The organism is Bacillus sp. V2I10, assembly GCF_030817055.1.
In the GTDB taxonomy this organism is placed as follows: domain Bacteria; phylum Bacillota; class Bacilli; order Bacillales; family Bacillaceae; genus Bacillus_P.
This window is the reverse complement of sequence record NZ_JAUSYV010000001.1, coordinates 4857178-4881234: the sequence shown is the minus strand read 5'-3', so window position 1 is coordinate 4881234 and position 24057 is coordinate 4857178. Positions and strand designations below refer to the sequence as shown.

General features: G+C 40.4%; 21 protein-coding genes, 1 pseudogene and 1 riboswitch. Of the genes and pseudogenes, 12 read left to right on the top strand and 10 right to left on the bottom strand.

Translation table 11 applies throughout. From position 1 onward, the window contains the following. The first annotated feature begins 61 nt into the window (after window positions 1–61). Together QFZ72_RS24650 and QFZ72_RS24645 are read left to right on the top strand one after the other, a co-directional pair. On the top strand, window positions 62–1282 hold the full coding sequence (locus QFZ72_RS24650) for a PucR family transcriptional regulator (protein ID WP_307438703.1): 1221 nt from the start codon (window positions 62–64) through the stop codon (window positions 1280–1282). A 61-nt stretch (window positions 1283–1343) separates the two neighbouring features. Continuing rightward, entirely contained in the window at window positions 1344–1670 is a 327-nt protein-coding gene (locus tag QFZ72_RS24645) for a YnfA family protein (protein ID WP_307438701.1), read from the top strand. A 134-nt stretch (window positions 1671–1804) separates the two neighbouring features. Here the strand turns inward: QFZ72_RS24645 and QFZ72_RS24640 are convergent, their stop codons facing one another. Then, window positions 1805–2209 (bottom strand): YkvA family protein, encoded by a 405-nt coding sequence (locus tag QFZ72_RS24640; protein WP_307438700.1) that lies wholly within the window; start codon window positions 2207–2209, stop codon window positions 1805–1807. Between the two features lie 586 nt (window positions 2210–2795). Here QFZ72_RS24640 and QFZ72_RS24635 point away from each other — a divergent pair. From QFZ72_RS24635 to QFZ72_RS24625, 3 genes are all read left to right on the top strand, one after another. Beyond that, window positions 2796–3479, top strand: a complete 684-nt coding sequence (locus QFZ72_RS24635) for a zinc metallopeptidase (protein WP_373464633.1) — start codon at window positions 2796–2798, stop codon at window positions 3477–3479. A gap of 281 nt (window positions 3480–3760) precedes the next feature. Further along, window positions 3761–4936 carry a beta-aspartyl-peptidase gene (iadA, locus tag QFZ72_RS24630; protein WP_307438697.1) on the top strand — a complete coding sequence of 392 codons (1176 nt, stop codon included), beginning with the start codon at window positions 3761–3763 and terminating at the stop codon, window positions 4934–4936. 105 nt (window positions 4937–5041) lie between these two features. Then, window positions 5042–5145, top strand: a riboswitch (purine riboswitch). Window positions 5146–5374: 229 nt separating this feature from the next. Continuing rightward, the gene (locus QFZ72_RS24625) at window positions 5375–6412 is read left to right on the top strand and encodes a PTS sugar transporter subunit IIC (protein ID WP_307438696.1); all 1038 of its coding nucleotides are present in this window, start codon (window positions 5375–5377) and stop codon (window positions 6410–6412) included. 30 nt (window positions 6413–6442) lie between these two features. Here the strand turns inward: QFZ72_RS24625 and QFZ72_RS24620 are convergent. After that, window positions 6443–7850: pseudogene (locus tag QFZ72_RS24620) on the bottom strand (sigma-54 interaction domain-containing protein). A gap of 201 nt (window positions 7851–8051) precedes the next feature. Here QFZ72_RS24620 and pruA point away from each other — a divergent pair. From pruA to QFZ72_RS24605, 3 genes are all read left to right on the top strand, one after another. Continuing rightward, entirely contained in the window at window positions 8052–9599 is a 1548-nt protein-coding gene (pruA, locus tag QFZ72_RS24615; protein WP_307438694.1) for an L-glutamate gamma-semialdehyde dehydrogenase, read from the top strand. A gap of 12 nt (window positions 9600–9611) precedes the next feature. Further along, a complete protein-coding gene (locus QFZ72_RS24610) occupies window positions 9612–10814 on the top strand; it encodes an ornithine--oxo-acid transaminase (RefSeq protein WP_307438692.1) in 1203 nt (400 codons plus the stop codon). Between the two features lie 156 nt (window positions 10815–10970). Next, window positions 10971–12248 (top strand): Glu/Leu/Phe/Val family dehydrogenase, encoded by a 1278-nt coding sequence (locus tag QFZ72_RS24605; protein WP_307438690.1) that lies wholly within the window; start codon window positions 10971–10973, stop codon window positions 12246–12248. 282 nt (window positions 12249–12530) lie between these two features. Here the strand turns inward: QFZ72_RS24605 and QFZ72_RS24600 are convergent, their stop codons facing one another. Further along, window positions 12531–13181 carry a phosphatase PAP2 family protein gene (locus QFZ72_RS24600; RefSeq protein ID WP_307438688.1) on the bottom strand — a complete coding sequence of 217 codons (651 nt, stop codon included), beginning with the start codon at window positions 13179–13181 and terminating at the stop codon, window positions 12531–12533. Between the two features lie 129 nt (window positions 13182–13310). Here QFZ72_RS24600 and QFZ72_RS24595 point away from each other — a divergent pair, with 129 nt between their 5' ends. Both QFZ72_RS24595 and QFZ72_RS24590 read left to right on the top strand, forming a co-directional pair. Continuing rightward, window positions 13311–14123: a YihY/virulence factor BrkB family protein gene (locus QFZ72_RS24595; protein ID WP_307438686.1), complete on the top strand. Its 813-nt coding sequence runs from the start codon at window positions 13311–13313 to the stop codon at window positions 14121–14123. Window positions 14124–14267: 144 nt separating this feature from the next. Continuing rightward, window positions 14268–14747 carry a CarD family transcriptional regulator gene (locus tag QFZ72_RS24590; protein ID WP_307438684.1) on the top strand — a complete coding sequence of 160 codons (480 nt, stop codon included), beginning with the start codon at window positions 14268–14270 and terminating at the stop codon, window positions 14745–14747. A gap of 76 nt (window positions 14748–14823) precedes the next feature. Here QFZ72_RS24590 and QFZ72_RS24585 read toward each other — a convergent pair whose 3' ends face one another. Both QFZ72_RS24585 and QFZ72_RS24580 read right to left on the bottom strand, forming a co-directional pair. After that, window positions 14824–15141, bottom strand: coding sequence for an ArsR/SmtB family transcription factor (locus tag QFZ72_RS24585; RefSeq protein ID WP_307438682.1), 318 nt, complete (start codon window positions 15139–15141; stop codon window positions 14824–14826). 313 nt (window positions 15142–15454) lie between these two features. Continuing rightward, complete coding sequence (locus tag QFZ72_RS24580) at window positions 15455–16726, bottom strand: uracil/xanthine transporter (RefSeq protein ID WP_307438679.1); 1272 nt, start codon at window positions 16724–16726, stop codon at window positions 15455–15457. A 394-nt stretch (window positions 16727–17120) separates the two neighbouring features. On the opposite strand from QFZ72_RS24580, the gene QFZ72_RS24575 reads away from it, so the two are divergent. Together QFZ72_RS24575 and QFZ72_RS24570 are read left to right on the top strand one after the other, a co-directional pair. Continuing rightward, complete coding sequence (locus tag QFZ72_RS24575) at window positions 17121–17993, top strand: LysR family transcriptional regulator (RefSeq protein WP_307438677.1); 873 nt, start codon at window positions 17121–17123, stop codon at window positions 17991–17993. A 58-nt stretch (window positions 17994–18051) separates the two neighbouring features. After that, window positions 18052–18576, top strand: a complete 525-nt coding sequence (locus QFZ72_RS24570; protein ID WP_307438675.1) for a GNAT family N-acetyltransferase — start codon at window positions 18052–18054, stop codon at window positions 18574–18576. A gap of 370 nt (window positions 18577–18946) precedes the next feature. Here QFZ72_RS24570 and QFZ72_RS24565 read toward each other — a convergent pair whose 3' ends face one another. The 5 genes from QFZ72_RS24565 to QFZ72_RS24545 all read right to left on the bottom strand — a co-directional run bounded on the left by QFZ72_RS24565 (window position 18947) and on the right by QFZ72_RS24545 (window position 24045). Continuing rightward, a complete protein-coding gene (locus tag QFZ72_RS24565) occupies window positions 18947–20752 on the bottom strand; it encodes a laminin G domain-containing metallophosphoesterase family protein (RefSeq protein WP_307438673.1) in 1806 nt (601 codons plus the stop codon). 159 nt (window positions 20753–20911) lie between these two features. After that, complete coding sequence (locus QFZ72_RS24560; RefSeq protein ID WP_307438671.1) at window positions 20912–22072, bottom strand: NAD(P)/FAD-dependent oxidoreductase; 1161 nt, start codon at window positions 22070–22072, stop codon at window positions 20912–20914. Between the two features lie 173 nt (window positions 22073–22245). Beyond that, window positions 22246–22581, bottom strand: coding sequence for a DUF1904 family protein (locus tag QFZ72_RS24555; RefSeq protein WP_307438669.1), 336 nt, complete (start codon window positions 22579–22581; stop codon window positions 22246–22248). A 60-nt stretch (window positions 22582–22641) separates the two neighbouring features. After that, a complete protein-coding gene (locus QFZ72_RS24550) occupies window positions 22642–23715 on the bottom strand; it encodes an NAD(P)/FAD-dependent oxidoreductase (RefSeq protein WP_307438667.1) in 1074 nt (357 codons plus the stop codon). Continuing rightward, window positions 23716–24045 carry a (2Fe-2S)-binding protein gene (locus tag QFZ72_RS24545; protein WP_307438665.1) on the bottom strand — a complete coding sequence of 110 codons (330 nt, stop codon included), beginning with the start codon at window positions 24043–24045 and terminating at the stop codon, window positions 23716–23718. Between the last annotated feature and the right edge of the window lie 12 nt (window positions 24046–24057).

Sequence of the window (24057 nt, the reverse complement as noted above, 5' to 3'; positions counted from 1 at the left end):
CCTGCTGTTAAAAGTATTATAATTAGGTTCATCATTTATATTTGAAGCAGGAGGGCCATATATGTTGCTGGAAAAAATTCTGACACTGACAAACATTAATGATATTACAGATATGGTCAGCACTTACTTAAAAAAACCAGTTGTCATTGAAAATGATCAATTCTCGTTGCTTGCCTACAGCTCTTATTACACAGACCATTTCGATCAAGCCAATCAGCAGACCATTTTTACAAAGCATTGGCCAATTCCCATTCTTGAGAAATTCATGGATGAAGGCATTGTCGATCAGCTAAAAACAATTCCTCACCCGTTTCGGGTGAAACAGATAAAAGAAATCGGATTAAATCAGCGGGTTGTTGTAAGCGCAATCTACAGGGAACAGGTTTTTGGCTATATATGGGTTCAGGAAACAGAAACAATGACAGATTCAGATCTGAAATTCCTGCATGAAGTTTCGCGTCATATCGGCAAACTTCTTTATCAGAAAAATCAGATCAGCCTTAGAGAGAATGAAGAAAAAAATGAGTTCTATAAAAAAATCATCGGTGAGGCGTTCCAGACGGAAAATCAGATCAAGTGGGAAGCAGCTAATCACAGTATCCTGATTCCCGAAACGTTTCTTGTTAATATTTTTACTATTTCTCAAAATGATGAAGAACTGTTTGAAGAAGTAACAGAAACGGTTCGATTATTTGCAAATGCCTTAAATCATTTTTCCCAGGTTTTTACGGAACAGCTGAAGATTGTCGTCATAATCGGGAGTAATACAAAAGGCTTAAGCCAGCTTTCGGAAAGCGCAGAGGAATTAACGAATACGGTCCTCTCCCAATTTAATGGCCGAAAGGTGTATGCCGGCATTGGAAATGAGTATTCGTCCATTCTTCAATTGAAGAAATCTTATCTTGAAGCGCTTGAAGTAATCAATGCAGCCAAATTTATCGGAACACCTGAAAAGCTTCCTTTCATATACAGCAAGCTCGGAATTTTCCGTTATCTCGAAACGATCTCCAAGCATCATGGGATAACAGGCTACATCAATAAAAATCTTCAGATTCTGCAAAAAAAGGATCAGGAAAGCCAGACAAAATTACTTCAAACGCTTGAAATCTATCTTCTTAACAACTGCCGCATCAAAACGACAGCCGAACAGCTGTTTATACACACAAACACTTTAAAATACAGAATCAATCAAATTGCTGATCTTACCTCGATTGATTTTGATGATTTTCATGCACGCATCCAGCTTTATATTGATTTACAGCTCATTAAGCAAGAAAGATAATTCGTCTGAAAAAGCAGGGAGGAATCTCCCTGCTTTTTCAGGTGCATAAAGGGGTGGCAAAATGTTTTACACAATCTGTTTATTCTTGCTCGCAGGTCTTGCTGAAATTGGCGGAGGATATTTAATTTGGCTCTGGCTTCGGGAAGGTAAACCCATTTATTGGGCATTTTTTGGAGGTTTGTCATTAGCTCTTTATGGAGTCATTGCTGCCATGCAGACTTTCCCTTCTTTTGGAAGGGTGTACGCGGCATATGGAGGTATTTTTATTGTGCTTTCGGTTCTGTGGGGATGGGGAGTTGACCGGAAAACACCTGATTTCTATGATATATTTGGTGCAATCATTTGTCTTGCCGGAGTGTCAGTTATGCTATTTGGGCCAAGAAATTAGCACCTCGAGAGGTGCTTAATTTCTTTTAAATAAGAAGGTATAGAGTTTTGCGCATTGATGTATGGCTCCATCGCCCATCTCCTTGGCCAGAGCAAATCCTTCATGCCTGCGGTAAACGGGCGATTTCGCTTTTCCTATATCTTTGCATCAACGTCTGATGTATCAACCTGATCGCCAAACCATTCAACAAGCTTTTGTTTAGCCTGATCTTTTATATCCTGATCAATGTACATGGCTACTTGTAAAAGTGCCAGGCCGAGAGCTCCAAGGTCATCTGTGTAGCCGACGCCGACAGCTAAGTCGGGAATGAGATCAAGCGGCAAAATGAAATAGCCGAGGGCGCCGATAATAATCGCTTTTGTTTTTGCCGGAACTTCCGGTTTTTGAAGCGTGAAATATAAAAGCAGCACGGCATACACAACAGAGGATCCTGCCTTTTTTCCATACTTCTTTAATTTGCTCCAGAATTTCGTCTCTGAAAAGTGTTTTTCTGATTCCTTCAATTGCTCGAGTGTTTCCTGTTCCTGCTTTGATGGCATGTATTTCACCTGCTTTTCTTAAGGTTTAAGTAAATTTTTGCATGGATGGCAAGCGGAAGCGCCTAGATTCTCAGTCAGCACGGCTAAGGAAAAAAAGTCAGATCTTGGCGATTCCGCTTTTCTTAGTTGTCTAGCTTTACCTCCTAACTCCTCGATCAGAACAAATTCCCCAAAAAAGGCAAACCCGGCCTTTTCCGGTGAATTCTTATGTGTCTGTCGGAGCTGAACAGTCGGTTCCGCTTTTCTAAGTTGTCTAGCTCCACCTCCTAACTCCTCGGCCAGAACAAATTCCCCGAAAAAGGCAAACCCGGCCTTTTCCGGTGAATTCTAATCTGTCTGTCGGAGCTGAACAGTCGGTTCCGCTTTTCTATTGAACTATACCATTATTTTACTACAATCTCTGCCCTTCATGTTAAGACTTCGATGTTTAATATAAGCTGATAAACAAAATGGTTAAGAATGACTGCAAATTGCACATTGTTCACAAAAAATCCACACTGTCCGGTTTGGCTGGATAGTTTTACAGGGGATAGGATAAAAGGAAGGGGAAAACTAAGAAAAAACGGAACGCAGGAGGGGATCTAAAATGTTTTTTCATCCTATGGATATTTTAGTTTTTGCGGCATTTGGACTGGCGCTTTGGGCGCAGTTTAAAGTGAAAAGTAATTTTAATACATGGTCAAAGGTTCAGGCTTCTTCAGGAATGACAGGAATGGAAGTTGCACGCAGAATTTTGGACCACAACGGGCTTTATCATGTTCCGGTAGAACCTGTTAGAGGAAAGCTGTCTGATCACTATGATCCTTTAAAAAAAGCTGTGCGGTTATCTGAACAGGTTTATTACGGAAACTCCATTGCATCAATCTCAGTTGCTTCACACGAAGTGGGTCACGCCATTCAGCACAAAGAATCCTATGGGGCTTTAACTTTAAGGCACAAAATGTTCCCGGTCGTGAATATTTCCTCAGGTATTGCTCCCTTTTTGCTTATAGGAGGCTTTTTATTAGGGTCCTTCAATCTAATCGGGCTTGGAATTATCTTTTTTTCAGCGGCAGTTGCCTTTCAATTAGTCACACTGCCTGTTGAATTCAACGCCAGCAGAAGAGCCAAGGATTTCATCATTGCAGAAGGCATCATCCGCAATGAAGAAGAGCGCGGCGTAAACAAAGTACTTGGGGCAGCTGCGCTGACATATGTAGCGGCAGCTCTCATTTCCCTGTTTGAATTGCTGAAGTTTATTATGATTTTCAGCCAGGGGCGGGAAGAGTAGAAAAAGACAGCTGACTCATAATTTTGAGCCAGCTGTCTTTTTTGCTGAAATATAAAAGTGGAAAGAGGCATTAACAGAACATGACTCTAAAAAATGCAAACCAGCTTTAGGTGTTTAACAGCAACTGGTACAATAAATTTATTAAATACGACATTCGCAAGAAGACTCGGAAACCCTGGAAAAGCTTTTTTTTCCGGGAATGATACTGTTTTTTGCAAATTAATGAACTGCAAACCATTATAAAAGAATATAGAAAATCTTGGAGAAACAGGAGGAAAAAATTGCTTACTTTAATTAAAAACACAGACGTATACGCACCCCATTATTTAGGCCGCAAGGATGTTCTGCTTGCGGCAAATAAAATAGGCTATATCAAGGATACGATTAAACTGGATTCCTCATCTATTGATGTAAAAATAATTGATGGAACAGGGAAGCTCCTTGTGCCGGGATTTATTGATGCTCATGTACATTTAATCGGCGGAGGAGGGGAAGGGGGCTTTAAAACCAGAACACCTGAACTGAATTTAACAGATGCTACAACGGCGGGGATCACAACGGTAGTTGGAGTGCTCGGAACCGATGGAACAACAAGACGGATTGAAAGTCTGCTTGCTAAGGCCCACGCTTTGGATGAAGAGGGAATCACGGCTTACATCCACTCGGGATCGTATCAGATTCCGGTGAAAACCTTAACAGGGAAGATTGAAGAGGATTTGATTTTTATTGAGAAAATAATTGGTGTAGGCGAGATTGCCATTTCCGATCATCGTTCTTCTGAACCGGCTTTTGAAGAACTGGTTAAAATCGCAGCTGCAGCCCGCAATGGCGGTTTAATTACCGGAAAAGCAGGACTTTTGGAAATACATGTAGGAGATAGTGACCGAAAACTTGATCTTTTATTTGAGATTGCAGAAAAGACGGACATCCCCATACATCATTTTCACCCGACCCACATTAACCGAAACACAGAACTATTTGAAGAGGGCATCAGGTACACGGAAATAGGCGGATATGTGGACTTAACAACAAGCACGATTCCTCAATTTCTTGAGGAAGGAGAAGTGAAGTGCAGCAGAGGCTTGCGGCTGATGCTTGAGAGAGGCGTTTCAATCAATCAGATTACGTTCTCATCAGATGGGCAGGCAAGTCTCCCATATTTTAATGAAGATGGCGATTTTGCGGGTCTTCAAGTCGGAAGAGTGTCATCTCTTTTTAAGGAAGTCCGTTCATCTGTATTGGATGAAGGAGTTCCGCTTGAATCAGCACTTCAGGTCATCACCTCTAACCCGGCACGAATTTTAAAGCTTAAAAACAAAGGTGAAATCAGAGAAGAGAAGGATGCTGATCTCGTTTTGCTGGATAAAGAGACGCTGACGATTGATTCCGTTATTGCAAAAGGGAAAGTGATGGTTGAAGGAGGAGTCCCGATCATTAAGGGGACATTTGAAAACTAAATTACAGGGAGCTATGCTTGAACTGAAGTCAAACAGAAATTAATTATTCTGAACCTTTTAATATCCATTGTTCAATTGAACCAATTCCTATATACTCTAACTATTATTTTAATTTTTTATATTTCTTGTATAATTTCAGTTAAGATGGTCTGATCGTTTCTACCTGGCAGCCGCTAAAATGCCAGACTACAAGAAGGTATGAACAAAAAAAATGAGAAGATGTGAATGGTTTGATATGCTAATCATCGATTATCCTGTTTGCTTATGAGGATTATCTTTGAATTTCGTATTGAAAAGCGATTCCGTATGCACGCTCTTATTTTTTCGTACTTTCTGTCTTGCGGCTGAAGGTGTGAAAGAATAAGGGCTTTTTGGATATTGGAAAAGAATGAATGCCAGCTAATGTATAAATTCTTAACAGCCAGAGGAGAGAGACAGATGGAATTGATAAAAGGAACGGCGCTACTATTAATGGTACTTGGGTTATTTTCTTTATTCAGCTATAAAGCCCCAAAGGGTATGAAGGCGATGGGAGCTCTCGCCAATGCAGCAGTTGCAGCTTTTCTTGTTGAAGCCTTTCAGAGGTATGTTGGAGGAGATCTTCTGAAGATTGAATTTCTGGGAGAAGTCGGGGATGCTGCGGGCGGCATGGGTGGCGTAGCAGCAGCTGCGCTTGTGGCGCTTGCACTTGGTGTGTCCCCGGTTTATGCTCTGATGCTCGGCGTGTCTTGTGCCGGACTTGGTTTGCTTCCTGGCTTTTTTGCAGGGTATCTGGTTGCATTCCTGGTAAAGGTGATCGAGAAAAAAACGCCGGCAGGTCTTGATTTGCTGGTCACCATTATTGTGGCAGCCCCGCTTGTCAGATTAATTGGAAACACCCTTACTCCGGTAGTCGATGCAACGCTTCTGAACATTGGCGGTATTATTACTGAAACAGCCAACAGCAACCCGATTATAATGGGGATTATCCTTGGCGGAGTGATTACCGTTGTAGCAACGGCTCCTTTAAGTTCTATGGCTCTGACAGCCATGCTCGGATTAACTGGACTGCCTATGGCGATTGGTGCATTGGCCGTATTTGGTTCATCCTTCATGAACTATGTTCTTTTCAGCCGGTTGAAATTTGGAGACAGAAGAACGACAATTGCCGTAGCCATTGAACCTCTCACTCAGGCGGATATTATTACAGCTAACCCTGTCCCCGTTTATATAACGAACTTCTTCGGAGGCGCTGCAGCCGGTGTAGTCGTCTCCCTATTCGGACTTGTAAACAACGCAACTGGAACGGCAACTCCGATAGCAGGTCTTGCTGTCATGTACGGGTTTAATGACCCATTAACCGTTACCATTACAGCCGCGCTTTGTGCTCTTGCCGGAGGAATATCTGGACTCCTTGGATCGCTTGTGTTTAAAAATTATAAAATCAAAACGGTTTCTGATATTAGAGAAAGCAGCGATTTTAAGGAAGCTGCATAACGAAAAAAAGCTTCTGGAGAAATTCTTTTCTCAGAAGCTTTTTTCTTTTCTTGCTTCGATATTCAGCTTTTTCATTCTGTATTGCAGACTCTGGCGGCTTAGGCCCGCTTCTTCTGCGGTTTTTGAAATGTTGTACCCGTTCTTTTTCAGCATGACTTTTATATAGTGAGCTTCCGAACGGTCCATGTGTTCTTTTAGCTTGGATGATTCGATTGTTTCTTCATACAGCGGGTCTTGGGCAAAAGAAGCCGTTTGCACTTTTGACTTTGAGCGGAAATGCATGGGCAGATGGTTAAAGCGGATCGTTTCCTCATCGGCCATTAAATTCATTGCTCCCTCAATCATGTGCTGAAGCTCTCGCACATTGCCCGGCCATTCATAAGTATGAAGAGTTTCCATGACCTCCTGATCAACACGCTGAACATCCATATGGAAAAGCTCATTGTATTTGCTGATAAAACGCTGGATAAGAAGGGGGATATCTTCGGTTCTGTCTCTTAGCGGAGGGACAAAAACAGTTACTACACTCAGACGATAGTATAGGTCCTTCCTCATCCGTTCTTTCGTGATGGCTTCAATAGGATCTTCATTTATTGTCGCTATGATTCTTACATCGATTGGCGTATCTTTCGTATCGCCAATCCGCCTGATCGTTCTCTCCTGCAAAGCCCTCAGCAGCTTTGACTGCAAATGGGGATTCAAAGAGTTAATTTCATCAAGCAGCAGCGTACCTCCTTCTGCCTGTTCAAATAAACCCGGATGATCAATTGCCCCTGAAAAAGCTCCTTTTTTGGTGCCGAATAATAAACTCTCAATCAGACTGTCGGGCAGTGCAGCACAGTTCTGAGAAATAAAAGGAGCCGCAGATCGGCTGCTTCCGTTATGGATGCTCTGGGCAAAAAGCTCCTTTCCTGTGCCGGTCTCCCCGACAATCAAGACCGATGAAGCTGTCCGGGTCGCCCGCTTTGCACTTTCAATCACTTCTTTTATCGCGGGACCTTCTCCAATAATGCTTTCAAACGTATACCTTGTTCCTCCCTTTCTTTTAATAGTGTCCTTCATCAGCCTTTCTATCTTTGTAATATCTTTTGCAATCTCAACAGCACCGACAATCTCTTCTCCATCCCTGATAGGGAAAGTATTGTTGACGGTTGTGATTTCTTTTCCTTTGTTGTTGAAATAGGTCTGTTTGATATTCTTTGTTTCTGTACCGTTCTGAAGAGCCTGCACGAGCGTGCTGTCCCCGTCTTTAGAAAACATGAACACATCGAGGAGGTTCTTATTCATGACATCCCGGCTGTCCATTGACTCAATCTGCATCATTTTTTTATTGTAGAGGGATGGTGTGTCCTTTTTTATCAATCACATGAAGACCTACATCGATTTCATCAATGATGGCTTCCATAAACAGATGCAGATCTTCTTTTTTTAGATTCATAGTCAGCCCCCCGTTTTGACTCTTTTATTCTATTTTATCCTGTCGGCCGTATTGAAGGCAAAAAAAATTTGCGTCAAGGGTGCAAAGAAATTATGCATCGCAAAATAATTTTGCATATGGAAGCCTTTTACTGGAGGGATTATATGTTGGCACGGAACTTGCATTCTATATATCTGAAGAATCAAATTAGGAGGAATTGCCATGACCGTTCCATACAAACATGAGCCGTTTACTGACTTTGCAATAAAAGAGAATCATCAGGCCCTTCAAGAAGCACTTGCATACGTTAATACCCAGCTAAATAAAGAATATCCGCTGATCGTCGGCGAAGAGCGAATCACGACAGCTGAAAAAATAACATCGGTTAATCCAGCCAATAAAACAGAAGTAGTCGGAGTTGTATCCAAGGCTACAAAAGAATTGGCAGAAAAAGCAATGGAGAAGGCCGCAGAAGCCTTTGAAAAGTGGAAAAAACAGAAGCCTGAAGCGCGTGCATCCATTCTGATCCGTGCGGCAGCCATGCTCCGCCGCAGGAAGCATGAGTTTTCAGCCTATCTGATTAAAGAGGCAGGTAAGCCATGGAATGAGGCAGATGCCGATACAGCAGAAGCCATCGACTTTCTTGAGTATTACGCACGCCAGATGCTGAAGCTGAAGGACGGCGTTCCTGTACAGAGCAGAGAGGGAGAGCAGAATACGTTCAGCTATATCCCGCTTGGGGTAGGCATAGTCATTTCCCCGTTCAACTTTCCGCTTGCCATTATGGCGGGAACGGCAGCCGCCGCAATTGTTGCGGGAAATACCATCCTTTTAAAACCTGCAAATTCAACACCTGTTGTTGCAGCCAAATTTGCAGAGCTGCTTGAGGAAGCGGGACTTCCTGCCGGTGTCCTGAATTACATTCCGGGAAGCGGTGCTGAAGTAGGAGATTATTTGGTAGATCATCCGAAAACTAGATTTATTTCCTTTACTGGTTCGCGTGAGGTGGGGTGCAGAATCTATGAACGCGCTGCAAAAGTGCACAGCGGACAGATTTGGCTGAAACGGGTCATCGCTGAGATGGGCGGCAAAGACACTGTAGCCGTTGATAAGGATGCAGACCTTGATTTGGCCGCTTCTGCCATCGTTGCCTCTGCTTTTGGTTTTTCGGGACAGAAATGCTCAGCAGGATCACGTGCAGTTGTTCATCAGGATGTTTATGATGAAGTCCTTGAAAAAGCAGTGGAGCTAACAAGAAAACTTACTGTGGGGAACCCGGAAGAAGCAGGTACTTATATGGGACCTGTCATCGACCGGAATTCCTACAGCAAGATTATGAGTTATATAGAAATTGGCAAGGAAGAAGGCAGGCTCATGACGGGCGGAGAAGGGGACGAATCGAAAGGATTCTTCATCCAGCCTACTATTTTTGCAGATATAGGTGAAAAAGGCCGTCTCATGCAGGAAGAAATCTTTGGCCCAGTCGTTGCTTTCTGCAAAGCAGATGATTTTAACCATATCCTTGAGATTGCCAATAACACAGATTATGGACTGACAGGTGCTCTCATCTCGAATAACCGTGAACATATTGAGAGAGCGAAAGAAGAGTTTCATGTCGGTAATTTATATTTTAATAGAGGCTGCACAGGCGCAATTGTCGGGTATCAGCCGTTTGGCGGATTTAATATGTCAGGTACAGATTCTAAAGCCGGCGGTCCAGATTACTTGCTGCTTCACATGCAGGCGAAAACTACTTCAGAGACATTTTAAGGAGGAATACAAATGACAACATTGACAAAATCCCAAGAATTAATACAGCAGACATCCCAATACGGAGCAAACAACTATCATCCGCTTCCAATTGTTATTTCAGAAGCAGAAGGCGTTTGGGTAAGAGACCCAGAAGGCAATCAATACATGGATATGCTGAGTGCATATTCTGCTGTAAACCAGGGACACAGACACCCTAAGATCATTCAGGCGCTTAAAGACCAGGCAGATAAAATTACGCTCACATCCCGCGCGTTTCATAACGATCAGCTTGGATCATTCTATGAGGCTGTTGCAGCATTGACTGAAAAAGAAATGGTCCTCCCGATGAATACAGGTGCAGAAGCAGTAGAGACGGCGATTAAAGCTGCACGAAGATGGGCTTATGATGTTAAAGGAGTTGCAGAAGATCAAGCTGAAATCATCGCCTGTATCGGAAATTTCCACGGACGCACGATGTCTGCAGTTTCCCTGTCTTCAGAAGAAGAATACAAGAGAGGTTTCGGGCCAATGCTGCCTGGAATTAAGCTGATTCCATATGGAGATATAGAGGCATTAAAATCTGCCATCACAGCTAATACAGCGGCTTTCTTGATTGAGCCTATCCAGGGTGAAGCAGGTATCGTAATCCCTCCGCAAGGATTTTTAAAACAGGCGGCAGAGATGTGCAGAGAGAACAATGTTGTTTTCATTGCAGATGAGATTCAATCAGGACTCGGCAGATCCGGAAAGACATTCGCGAGTGACTGGGAAGATGTGAAGCCTGATATGTACATTCTCGGCAAGGCCCTTGGAGGAGGCGTATTCCCGATTTCCTGTGTGGCAGCAGGCAAAGACATTCTCGGTGTGTTTAATCCGGGCTCTCACGGTTCAACATTTGGAGGCAATCCGCTTGCATGTGCCGTTTCTGTTGCAGCCCTGCAGGTTCTCAAGGAGGAAAAACTGGCAGAGCGATCTCTTAAGCTTGGAGCTTATTTTAAAGAGAAGCTCTCTGAAATAAAAAATCCGCTTATTAAGGAAGTGCGGGGAAGAGGCTTGTTTATAGGAGTTGAACTCACAGTGCCGGCACGCCCGTACTGTGAAAAATTAAAAGAAGAAGGACTGCTGTGCAAAGAAACGCATGAAACGGTCATCCGTTTTGCCCCGCCGCTTGTCATTTCTGAAGAAGATCTGGATTGGGCGATTGCTAAGATCACACGCGTTCTATCAAACTGAGAAAGCTTGCACAGGGGTTTAATCTCTCTCAAAAAGAAATTGGTCACTTTTCAAATTAATTCGCGCTTTTCAAAAATAATTCAACATACATGTGAACAAGTGAAACTCACAAGTTAAAGTAAAACAGTTTATTATTCATATCAATGGGGTGGAATCATGGGGATTGTAAAGGACATACAGGCAGATAAAGAAAAAGAAAGCTTAAATTTATTTAAGTCCACGCAGACGATTATTAAAGAAGCATTGAACAAATTAGGCTATTCAGATGAATTTTTTGAGCTTTTAAAAGAACCGATCAGAATGCTCACTGTCCGGATACCGATTCAAATGGATGATGGTTCGGTAAAAGTATTCACAGGCTACCGCTCCCAGCATAATGATGCAGTTGGACCGACAAAAGGCGGCGTCCGCTTTCATCCAGAAGTAAATGAAGACGAAGTGAAGGCTCTGTCAATTTGGATGAGCTTAAAATGCGGAATTGTGAATTTGCCATATGGAGGCGGAAAAGGCGGAATTATTTGCGATCCGAGAGAAATGTCGCTGAAAGAATTAGAACGGCTGAGCCGCGGTTACGTCCGCGCAGTCAGCCAAATCGTAGGTCCTACAAAAGATATCCCTGCCCCGGATGTGTTTACGAATTCTCAAATTATGGCGTGGATGATGGATGAATACAGCAGACTGCGTGAATTTGACTCCCCTGGTTTCATCACTGGAAAACCGCTTGTCCTTGGCGGATCTCACGGAAGAGAAACAGCTACAGCCCGCGGCGTTACCATTTGCATAGAGCAAGCTGCCAAGAAAAAAGGAATTACCCTTGCAGGAGCTAGGGTTGTAATACAGGGTTTTGGCAATGCAGGAAGCTTTTTGGCTAAATTTATGCATGACGCAGGTGCAAAAGTCATCGGCATTTCAGATGCATATGGCGCACTGCATGATGCAGACGGTCTTGATATTGATTACCTGCTTGATCGGCGTGACAGCTTCGGCACGGTCACAACGCTCTTTAACTCAACGATTACAAATAAAGAATTATTAGAGCTGGATTGTGACATTCTGGTGCCCGCTGCGATCTCGAACCAAATAACAGCTGAAAATGCACATCAAATTAAAGCGTCCATAGTGGTCGAGGCTGCAAATGGACCAACAACCATTGAAGCCACCAAAATCTTGACGGAGCGGGGCATTCTGCTTGTACCGGATGTGCTGGCAAGTGCTGGCGGTGTTACCGTATCATACTTCGAATGGGTCCAAAACAATCAGGGGTATTATTGGTCAGAGGAAGAAGTCGCAGAAAGACTTCAAAAAGTGATGGTTGATTCTTTCGAGAATACGTTTCAAACGGCACTTATCCATAATGTAGATATGAGACTCGCAGCATACATGATCGGAAGCCGGAAAATGGCGGAAGCTTCACGTTTTAGAGGCTGGATTTAAGAGGCGGCCGTAACGTTCACAATTGTACGGAATTATTTTGGAAAGTCTCGGAATAAACTCCAAAAGTCTTGGAATAAAGTCTGAAAGTCTCGGAATTAACTCCAAAAGTCTTGGAATAAAGTCTGAAAGTCTGGCTGCCTCTATTTGCGCTATACAGGAAATAGGCATGATATTGAGCACCCCGCTGAAAATAGCCCGCAATCTAGCTGGCATTCGTAGATGTACAGTATTAATGCCAGCTATCCAATACAAAAAGAGCCTGGGGAACTTCTCCGGGCTCTTCTATATTTTAGCTTTAAACTTCAGGGCCACAATACAAATGACAAGCCACGCGCCTCCCGCAGCAAACCCTGCAATCACATCGCTTGGGTAATGCACGCCAAGGTAGATTCTGCTGAAGCCAATTAAAAAAACGATGAAAAAGAACAAGGCCATAATAAGTACCTTAAGGCTCTTCTTTTTGACCATTAGAGTTAATAAGTATGCAAGAATACCAATGAACGAAAAGGAAACCATAGAATGTCCGCTTGGGAAACTATAGCCGCTTTCTGTAATAAGAGGATTAAAAGTGGGGCGGTCTCTTTTAAACATCCATTTCAAATAATAATTCAAAAGAGATGAACCGGTTACTGCCACAATTAAAAACAGTCCTTCCCACCACTTTCGGTTGATGAACAGCAGAATGAGAGCGATAGACATTCCAATCATGATGCCGGTTACTGAACCAAGGGAAGTAATGCCAGACATGATTTGGCCAAGCAGAGGGGTGCGCAATTCGTGTATATATTGCATGATGGGGGTATCAAATGAGCGCAGCTCCATTTCGATGACGTCGTCTGCAAATTCAATAAAGATAAAGCTGAACGCCCCGATCATCAGGATGGAATACATGATAAAAGCCTTTGACATCTTTTCTTGTGAATCTTTCTTCATTGCAAAACTCCTTACCGTATTTAATAAAGAAAATACCACTTTTGATTATACAGCAAACATTATTGATCGTTTCAGGTTTTAAGAAAAAGATTTAAGGAAAAAGAATACTACAATTGGAGGTGTCGCAGATTGATTAAAGAACTTATTAAACGAATACAGCTGCATGAAACAGGAGATCAGGCAGCTGTGCTGTCCCACTTCTTTTTACTATCCTTATTTCCGCTTCTTATTTTCTTGGTCGCATTGCTTCCTTACTTTAATATTGAAACGAGCAGTATGGTTGATATTATAAACCAATATGCGCCTGCAGAAGTAGGAGGAATGCTTTCTGACCATTTAGAAGGGTTAATAAACGAACCTAACGGAGGCTTGCTGTCATTTGGTATTTTGGCTACTATTTGGTCAGCGTCTAATGCAACAAATGCCCTTATCCGGTCGTTAAACAAAGCGTTTATTGTGGAAGAATCCCGTTCTTTCTGGAAAATTCGCCTTCACGCAGTTATTATGACAATCGGTCTTGTCATTACGTTTGCTCTTACACTTGTATTGCCTGTGTTTGGAAGTGCAATTATCGGATTTGTTGGAAATTATTTTTCGTTTGTAAGTGACAATGAAATTATTTTAAATGTAATGAGGTTTTTAATATCTTTTCTAATGATGTGTGCTGTGCTGATGGTTTTGTATTATTTGGCTCCTAATGAAGAGATGACTTTAAAAGGTGTCTACTTCGGGGCAATCATCGCAACTATCCTTTGGCAGCTTGTATCGCTTGGGTTTGCATTCTATGTTTCTCAGTTTGGAAATTTTAATGCTACATACGGCAGTCTTGGCGGTGTCATCGTTCTCATAACCTGGCTTTATTTATCAGGATTTGCGATTTTGATTGGCGGAGAAATCAATGCCATCAAGGTTTGTGAGAGGAACGGAAAGAAATGTGTATAAGCCTTGATGGAAGCCCGACAGCTTTATAAATAAAAAAATAAAAAAACTATTGACATCAAATAATAAATGATGTTAAAATTAAAAATTTGATATATACACCTTCGTGTGGTATACTGTAAATAGATACCATATGGAGGTGTTTTTTTGTTCAAAATAGGCGACAAAATTATGTACCCAATGCACGGAGCAGGAATTATAGAATCTGTAAAAGAGATGGAGATACAAGGCAAGAAACAGGAGTACTTTGTTATTCAGCTGTCCATCGGGAATTTGCAGATTATGATCCCTTTGCAAAAATTGAATAAGCTCGGTATTCGTCCTGTTGAAAATCAAGGAAAGCTGGAAGAAGTATTGGTTGTTTTTCATGACGGAGAATCAGATGAGCTGCTGCCTTGGAAAGAACGATATAAAACCAATATGGATAAAATAAAATCAGGGGAAATCCAGCAGGGGGCTGAAGTAGTAAGAGACCTCATGCGGAAAAGTCTTGATAAAGCCTTAAACACAAGTGAAAAACAAATGCTGAACAACGCCAGGAATATCTTTGTCAGCGAACTTATCTTAATCAAAGGCTGCACGGAAAATCAGGCTAATGAAATGCTGATGACCAGAAAAATATCATAAGCTGTGACCAAAATAGTGAGAGCTATTTTTTTTTGCCTAAAATCAGAAAAAACATTAAAAAAGTGATCTCTCAGTATCACTTTTCCTCTCGGCAGCTTGATTTGAAAAGGCTGCATAATTCTTTTGAAAGAAGCTGATTCACTTCTCTTTTATTAAAAGAATAATAACTCCAGGTGCCTTTTGACTCTTTTAAAATCAACTCTCCGTCCAATAAAATTTTAAGATGATAGGATAATTTAGATTGGGGCATGTTTATCATTTCACTCAAATCGCAAACGCACACGGACTGGTGCTGACAAATGAGATGAAGAATTTCCAGGCGTTTTTGATCAGCAAGTGCTTTGAATTTTTTTTCATAGAGTGCGAATGTATCGTTATTTAGAGCTTGTTCCATATTTATCACCTTTCATCAAGATCGATTATCTTTCATCAAGGATTAAAGTATATTCGGTATGAAACGATTTGACAATATTTTAACAATAAAAGTTGATTAATTGCTCGGTTGAAACGGAAATAGGACAAAAAACGTTTATCAAAGCAGATAGACGTTTTTAATGTTAGATAATGGCTGCGATAACCCGCAGGTTCCGCATTTCTAATTGTTCAGTTCCACCTTTGGTCAAACAAATACCCCCAAAAAGTCAAACCCGGACTAATCGGGGGGTATTTTTATCTGCCTAGGGCTAACGAATCGGTTCCGCATTTATTTATTCCCACTTCACAAAAGCCTCAAGCAAAATTGACAGCAGAATTCCCATCATCAGACCGTTAGATAATAGCGGGGAAATATAGACAGATAAATCCTGAAAGACAGCAGGATCTGTGTTCATGATGCTCACGCCGAGCAATAAAGGAGCTGCAATCCGGAAAATGGTTTTTGAGTCAAAGTTTGTTCCTTGAATGCTTTTAAGTGCTGTGCCGAAAAGCTGCAGATAAGCAACGAAGAGGACAGCGTTTCCGACTGTTATCGGAAGTGTGACAAGAATGGCTACGAGCGGCGGGAAAATGCCCAAAAGGGTAATGAGAGCCCCGCCAATGAGAAAAGGCTTGCGCCTGAAAATTTGAGTGCTTTCTAGAAATCCGATTGTTGAAGTAAAGGGTGCATATGAAACAAGGCCAAGCAGGGAAGCACCTGCAGAATAAGAACCTGTTAAAAAAAACGATCTCCTGAAAGAAGCAGCATCAGGATGATCTTTGTATAGCTTTGCAGCAGCCTGTATTGATGCAATCGTATTGCTGAGGTTCATCATGCCTCCAAGAAAGGCAATCAGGATAATCCCCCATTCGAGATTTGGTTTTCCAAGCGGGAAGAAGATGGAGCCCTGCCCGTTAACTGCTTGCATGGACCCTTCCGAAGGAAATAAAAGCAAATATAGAATCCACCCGACGACAATTCCAAGGAGGATAGAGAAATTGCCCAGAAAAGCATTCCCTTTTATTTTTAACAAGCTGACGAAAAAAACAAGGACAATGGAAAATAAACTTACAGCAGCATTTATTGTTCCATCCGGTTCAATTTTCAGCATTCCTTTGAAAAAGGTTAAAATTAATTGAAAAGCAAGCAGGAAAAGATACACACTGGCAACCATCGGTGTGAAAATCTTCTGCACGGCGGAAGTTAAGTTTAAAGCAGCCAGAACAATCGTTACTATTCCTGCAAGAAGTATTCCTGTAGCAATTCCTCCGCCAATTTGCGAAAAGCTCATGCCGAGTGAAGAGGCTGACATGCCGAGGTTTAAAATCAGACCCCAAATAATTCCGGAATGTCCCTCCATTATAGGGTATCTGTGGCCAATCCACCCTTGAAGAAAGCATGCGAGACCTGTAAAAATCAGAGAGCTTCTGAGGGTTATGGCAATTTGATCTGGTGTAAGTTCAAATGCAGCGCCTACTGAAATAGGAACGACAATCGTATTTGCAAAAATAAAAAACAGCCACTGTATCGAGGCAAGCGGTGTTGTTAATCGGGATAATTTCATTATTTTTCACCTATTTCGATTATGCCTTAGAACAGAATAATAAAAAGAATATATTCTTAGTGGCGATATTTGGAAGACATGTGTAATATTTATGATCATAATAAACGATCCGGAATCAATCAATCCTTTTCATGTTTTTAATAGACTAATTCCCGTCTTCTTCTGGGTAAGTGGGTCGCCTATTGTTCACCTTTAGCTCCTCCCCATGAAGGTCAAAAACCACAAGAAGCATAATGATAAAAAGGATAACGGCAAATAAAAGTGTTTATGCAGCATGGTGTTCTCTCCATTTTTTTTCGTTTCCTATTATGCTATCATACGATTTAGTATATGAAAAATATTTATATAATTAAGAAACTATACGAATTTAATATACCAAAAAGGCAGGTTACATATGGATATCAGACAAATGAAGTATTTTATCGCTATTGCTGAAGAAGGCCAAATAACGGCGGCGGCCAATCGTTTGAGAATGGCACAGCCTCCTCTCAGTCAGCAGCTGAAAGCGATGGAAACAGAGCTTGGTTTACTCTTGGCGGAAAGAAAGGGGAAATCCCTTGAGCTTACTGATGCAGGACATAAGCTGTATCAGCATGCTCTTAAAATAACAGATGCCATGGAAGAAGCCGTGCTCGAAGTGATAGAAACAGGATCAGGTAAAAAAGGAAAGCTTTCAATTGGAGTGAATACGTTATCGAATTATGACTTGCCGAGATTTTTAAAAACATTTCAAAAAAGGTATCCAGGTGTATCTTATAAAATTCAGCAAAATGAATCCGCGCAGCTGTGCAAGCTTCTTAAAGAAAGAGTAATTGATCTCGCAATAGTGAGATTGCCGCTTGAACATGATGAATTTGACGTGATTTCGCTTAAACCGGAGCCTTTTTATTTCGTAACTGCTGATTCATCTAATACAATGTCATCTTCTGTTTCGTTTGAGGAGCTTACTGATGTTCCGCTCATTATCCCAAGTACAGAAGGGCTTGGTTTGTATAACAAAATTTCTTCTGCATTTACAAGCAGAGGGTTAAGTCCTGATATTATGTGCGAGTGCTCTGATATATCCATTCTTTTTGATTTGGTTTCCTCCAAATTCGGATCAACCATTGTCCCCGAAACAGTCGTGAAACTAAATTCGCTGAAAGATTTACATGTTTATCTTGTAGAGAACACAGAAGAGCTAGGGGAATCAGGTGTGATTTTCCTTAAAAATCACTACTTGCCAAAAACAGCTCAAAACTTCATTGAACTTGTACAAGGAGGGTAATGAAATTAGATTTAAAATCGTAAGGTGACTATAGGTTCAAACAAAAGGGAGTGGGAGAATGTTTCCTATATTAGAAACAGAACGGTTAGTATTGAGAGAGCTTATTGAATATGACGCCTTAGATATATTTAATTGTTTCTCTAATGAAGATGTATTACGTTATTATGGACAAAATCCATTAACAAGTCTTGATCAGGTGAAACAAATTGTCAGGAATTTTTCGAAGAATTACGATGAAAAACATGGTATTAAATGGGGAATTGAAATGAAAGGTACGGCTGGTATTATCGGGACAATTGGGTTTCAAGAGTGGTCTCCTGAACATAAGAGAGCAGAAATAAGCTATGCGCTTTTTCCTGAACATTGGGGCAATGGATTTGCAGCTGAAGCTGTTAGTAAAGTGATTTCTTATGGTTTTAAAGAGCTTGGTTTAATGCGTATTGGAGCAGTTGTTTTTGTTGAAAATAAAGCATCTAATAAATTGTTAACAAAATTAGGCTTTATAAAAGAAGGAATTTTGAAAAATTATATGTATCAAAATGATATTCCGTTTGATACGAATATTTATTCTTTGTTAAAGTGAAAACCATTGTGAACTATCAAATTGTAAATCGAACAAGCGGGAAGCCATCGGAAAAGTACCTAACCGTCAAACTTACTTACAAATATTGCAATCCACTGACCTTAAAGAGGTTGAGCTAGATAAAATTATAATGAAACGAAAAAGAGCTTTGATCATTTAGTTGATCACGCTCTTTTTTGTTATATTAGCAATTCCATCAGCTTCCAAAGAAAAACTCCATTCCGTTTTGCTGCTTACAGCTTAACGAAATGGAGCATTACGTAACAACAAAAATAGAAGTAATAAAACTTAAAGTAAAAAAGTATAAAATTTCTCCCTCAAAACGAACCATCCTAAATGGATATTCCTCATGTGAGACATCTCTTTTTGTTCAATTCAAGTTAAATCTCTTTTTAAAATTAAAATCTAATTCAAATAAATTGTATTCATCTGTTAAAAATCTATAATCGATATACGTTTTTTCTTTGTTTGGCATGTTATCGACAAATGGTGAATACGTACGGAAAAACAGTTTGTTTTTCTTTTCATCAAATTCTGCAAGTCTTAGCCAGCCATTTCCCCCTCGATAATTAGATTGGTAATTGACTAGCATTTGAATGACATCGTTCCCTGATGCGTTTTGTTTAACGTGGTGAGCTATTCCAAAATAATGTCCATTTACCGTCATGAACACTTGATTGTAATCATTTACAAGTTCATCCCAAATCAGCCGGCCGTTAGCCGACTCAGCGACAACAGTTTTATTCTTTTGAATCTCAGGATAAATAATATCATGAGAAGCGATAATTGTCGGTTTTTCTTTATGACGATTTAAAACATCTTTTGACCATTCTAAGTCTGTTTGAAGATTTTCCATATCAACTATTAATAATAAGTATTCATAGCTTCCTGCCTTAACTATTGCATAAGAGCCATATCCGGAAGGAGAAGATCCTTTATAGTATTCTTTATTCTCAAAACGCTGCGGTCCGTAATGGATTAAGAATGGATCTCCTTCAGCATAGTCATGATTCCCTGCCGCAATCATATAAGAAATATCTTTTTTATCTAAATACGAAATGGCTTCAAGGGAATTCTGCCATTGCTCTTCTGAATTACTATCGACAATGTCACCAACAAATGTATTCATTACTATATTGTTCTTCTTAGTGTTTTTAGCAATCCAATTCATTTGGCTATAAAAAATCTCTGGATTTTGACTTGAATATTTTTGTGTATCTGGGACAAAAAGAAAATTATAATTGTTTTTGTTTGTTAATAATGGAATGCTCTCGTTAGTTCCTTCGAATGGTTCATCGTCCCGAGCATCTTGCACAAGCCATTCTTTTTCAGGTAAAGGTTCATTAGCAATTCGTATTTCTTGAATGTTACCTGCAAATAGTGCATCTAATTCATTTCCCCACTCAGATGCACCAATGTTCCAGCCTTTACCTTCTAAAGCTGCAATGCCTACGACTTGTTCTGATTTTCCGTAATCGCTAACGCCATTAACAGTTAATGTTGTTGTTTGGCCGTCATTAACAACTGCTAAATGATACCACTCATCAGTATTTAAAGAACGAGACCAGTTGCTTACATTATAGTCTAGATTAGATGGATGGCTTGTCCATTGAATTTCTTGATCACTAGATACAGATAATGTTGTAAGTATTTCTTTCTCGCCTTCTGTTTTATTAAGATCAGCAGCCTGCCCTTGTCTTGTTAAAATTCCCATCCAGCTATGTAAACTACTATTAAAATTACTTGGTAATTTAAAAACTGCTTCAATGGTAAATCCATTTTCAAATTTCTCCGAATTGATCGGTGCATCATTGGTCGTTTTTAAATATCTTCCCGCAGGAGAATTTTTATAATTAGCGAATTGTAAGCTATCTACATTTGCTTGATTATTATCATCATCTTCTGACCATTTCATCATATTTTCCAATTCTGGTGAAGATGGATCTCCAATCGTTACTAGCTCTAATTCATTCCCGTTTTTACTTGCGTCTTCAATAATTAAATTCCCACTTTCAATCGTACCGCTTTTTACATGCTGTTTCGAAAATTTCCAATCCGCCACAATGCTATCGGATTCTTTTTGAACAACCAACCTAGAAGCCTCCGCAGGATAAGCAAAGATTGAAACCATCATACATACGAGTGATAAGGCCATTATTATATTTTTCATCCGCATAAATTGTTTCTCCTTTTTGATATGATATCAATAGGATATAAGTTATTAATTTACTTCATTTATGAAATAGGTAAATTTTATGTAAATCATTAAGATTATTAATCATTTTGCTTCAGCACTAATAATTCATTAAGGGCTTCTTTTTTAATTATTATTTATTCATCCTGGGATGTGACGAATTGCATTATCCTTTAATTTTTCTGTATCAAATGACCGAATGATAGAGAGTTCATCAATGGAAATCGCAGGTGTTTTCTTTTGGGCAATTTCTGACAAGACTTGCCCAACAGCAGGGGAAATTGTAAATCCATGACCGCTAAATCCAGTTGCTAATAAATATCCTGTAATTTCAGGGATTGGACCTAAAATTGGAATATCATCAATGCAGTGAGCTTCTGCACCGTAGTATGTAAAATCTACTTCATAATCTTTAATGGCTGGAATAATGGATAAAACAGTATTTCGTTGTTCTTTAAGACTTTCTTCATTGAATAAACCAGTGTATTTGTTTGGTCCAGGCTTAGTAGAATAACCTCCACCAGCTCTTATTCGTCCATCTATCGTTTGCTTAAGGGATATTTTCGTCCCTTTTGCACTAATCGTGGGACCCGGTAATATTAAAGGAGCAGCAAATGTTGCAGACATCTGATGACAGAAAGGCTTTATTTGTGGAAGGGAGAGACCTAAAGTCTCATGCAATTTTGGCGCCCATACCCCAGCTGCATTAATGACCGTATTACATGGCATAAAGCCAGAACTAGTGTTCACGCCTGTAACTGCATTATTCTGTTTCGCAATCGAGTGTACTTCAATGCCAGTTATTATTTCTGCGCCTAAACGTCGTGCTGCTGATGAAAACGCAATTGTCGTAAGTAACACGTTTGCTTGACCGCCGCTTGGATAAAAAATCCCCTTTGAAATTAAAGGAGAAATGAACGGAATTAAATCTTTTAAACCGTCCCGTTCAACAATTCGAGAGACAATCCCATATTTTTGATCTTCCTTTATCTGATCATAAAGATCCTCTATACTATAGCGATGATCAAATAACATGATTTGACCTGTCGGCAAATATTCTAAATCAGCTTCAAGCTCTTCTTCAAGTGATTCCCACCTAAGGATACTCGCTTTTGCCAATGATAATTCTCTTGGATCACGATTGTTTAATCTAATTCCACCTGCAGATGCCCTAGAAGCAGCACCTTGATTAGCAATGCTGCCCTTTTCTAATTGCTTAACGCTTATACCATCACGGGCTAAGTGATACGTAATGGATGAGCCAACGACACCGCCGCCTATAACGATAACTTCTGCCGACATTTAACCAACACCTTTCAAATATAGTACTATTTATTTCTTATAAACGGGTGGTTTATAGCCAATAGTCTAGGTATATGACCGTTGAAGGAGTAGTAGCAACCATCATAGGAATTAAAACCTGATAAGGTTTTATTCTATTAATTCTATCACTACACGAGAAAGTGCCTGACACTTTACTCTTCGGCGAAACTCTTTCCGTTAGAATAATAAGCAGACTCTAAAAATGCAGTAAATGCAACTTCTACTTCTGGTATACCAAGAGAATGAACATTTCTGGTCACAGCTTTGGCAAATTGATCCTGGATGTCTTGGCCGCGTTCAAACCATTTCACCTCAACAAAAGGATATCCAGGAACTTCATTTTGATCGAACACGAAAGTAGATTGTAATATTTCTAGAGTAAAGTTATCAGTCCCGCAAGTACAGAGTTCAGCTAGCTCCTGTACTAATGATTTACTTATAGTTTTGATCTGCTCAACTGAAATCCCTCTGAAAATTAAGTGGGGCATTTATATTCCTCCAAATTAAGTGTTTTTATAATAAACCTTTGATTAATACATTTCATACTCTCACCCAAATCTGCTAATCGAATACCGATCAATCGGAATAGACGTTTCTCCATCCAAAATTAATTCAGTTATTAGCGTTCCAATTAGAGGAGATAGTGTTACACCGCTGTGTGTAGCTGCAACATAAAGATTTTCAATACCAGGTACTTTTCCAATAATCGGGAAACCATCCTCTGGCATGGCACGAATTCCTGAAAAGGCACGTACAACTTTTGCTTTTTTTAATGAAGGTACATAGTGAACAGCCATATTGGCTGTTTCCTGAATGACATCAAGAGTTGTTGAGCGGTCAAAGTCTGCCTCCTCCATTGAATACCCCATTAATACTTCACCATTATTTGCCTGTCTTAGACCGCTTATCGTATAATTCAGGAATGGTTTTAAAGGTTCCGAAACAAGAATTTGCCCTCTTAACTGATTCACAGGAATATTGATTCCGAGCATACTTCCCAGCTCCTTTGACCAAGTTCCGCCAGCGAGAATGAGGTTTTTACATACATAGGTTTCCTTGTCTGAAACAACAATGTATTTTTCTTCTTGCTTTTGTATGTCTTTTACTTTGTTATAAGTAGAGTAATTAACACCATTTTTCCTTGCAGCTCTCATATACATGTCTATCAATCGAAATGGATTGACGTTTCCGTCGATCGAACTATAAGTCGCTCCTGCGACCTCAGGATTGATTGAGGGCTCCTTCTCCAGTACTTCTTCTCTTGATAGGACTTTAATTTTAATGCCAATCTTCCGGTATGATTCTGCAAGCTGCAATGCTTTTTCCCGGTCTTTCTCATTGAAAAATGGAGATAGGCCGCCTGTCCGTTTATATTCAACATCTCCAATTTTTTTAGATAAGTAGGGATAGAGTTCAGCACTGTACATATTAAACTCGGCATACCAGGAAGGGGTTTTATTATGAACCCACACCCAGGCTTGGGTAGATCCTGATGTTCCTGACATTGGATATTTCTTATCAAGAACTAGTATCCCTTCCTTATAGCGTTCAGAAAGGTGAAAGGCAATTCCATTCCCAACGACTCCTCCGCCAATAACAACTGTTTCGTAACGTGTTTCCATTTATCTCACCTTCCCATCCTCTAATTCCACCTCATCTAAAACAGATTTCACTGCGGAAAACGATGTGCTGTTAGTCGCTAATGTTTCAAGCTTTATGGGGGATAGGGGCATCCGCATCCGAGGTATAGGAATCTCATGAAATGGCCTGCCTGTTTGTTCATGAATCACATTTGCAACAAGGTTTGTGCATATTTTCGCCTGACATGGACCCATGCCGCACCGGGTCAGTCTTTTAACATCATCAAAGGTTCTTGCTCCATGTCCAATGGCTTCCTCAACTTCCTCATAGCTTATTTCTTCACATCGACAAATGATTGTTGTTTTATCCAACTAATTCACCTT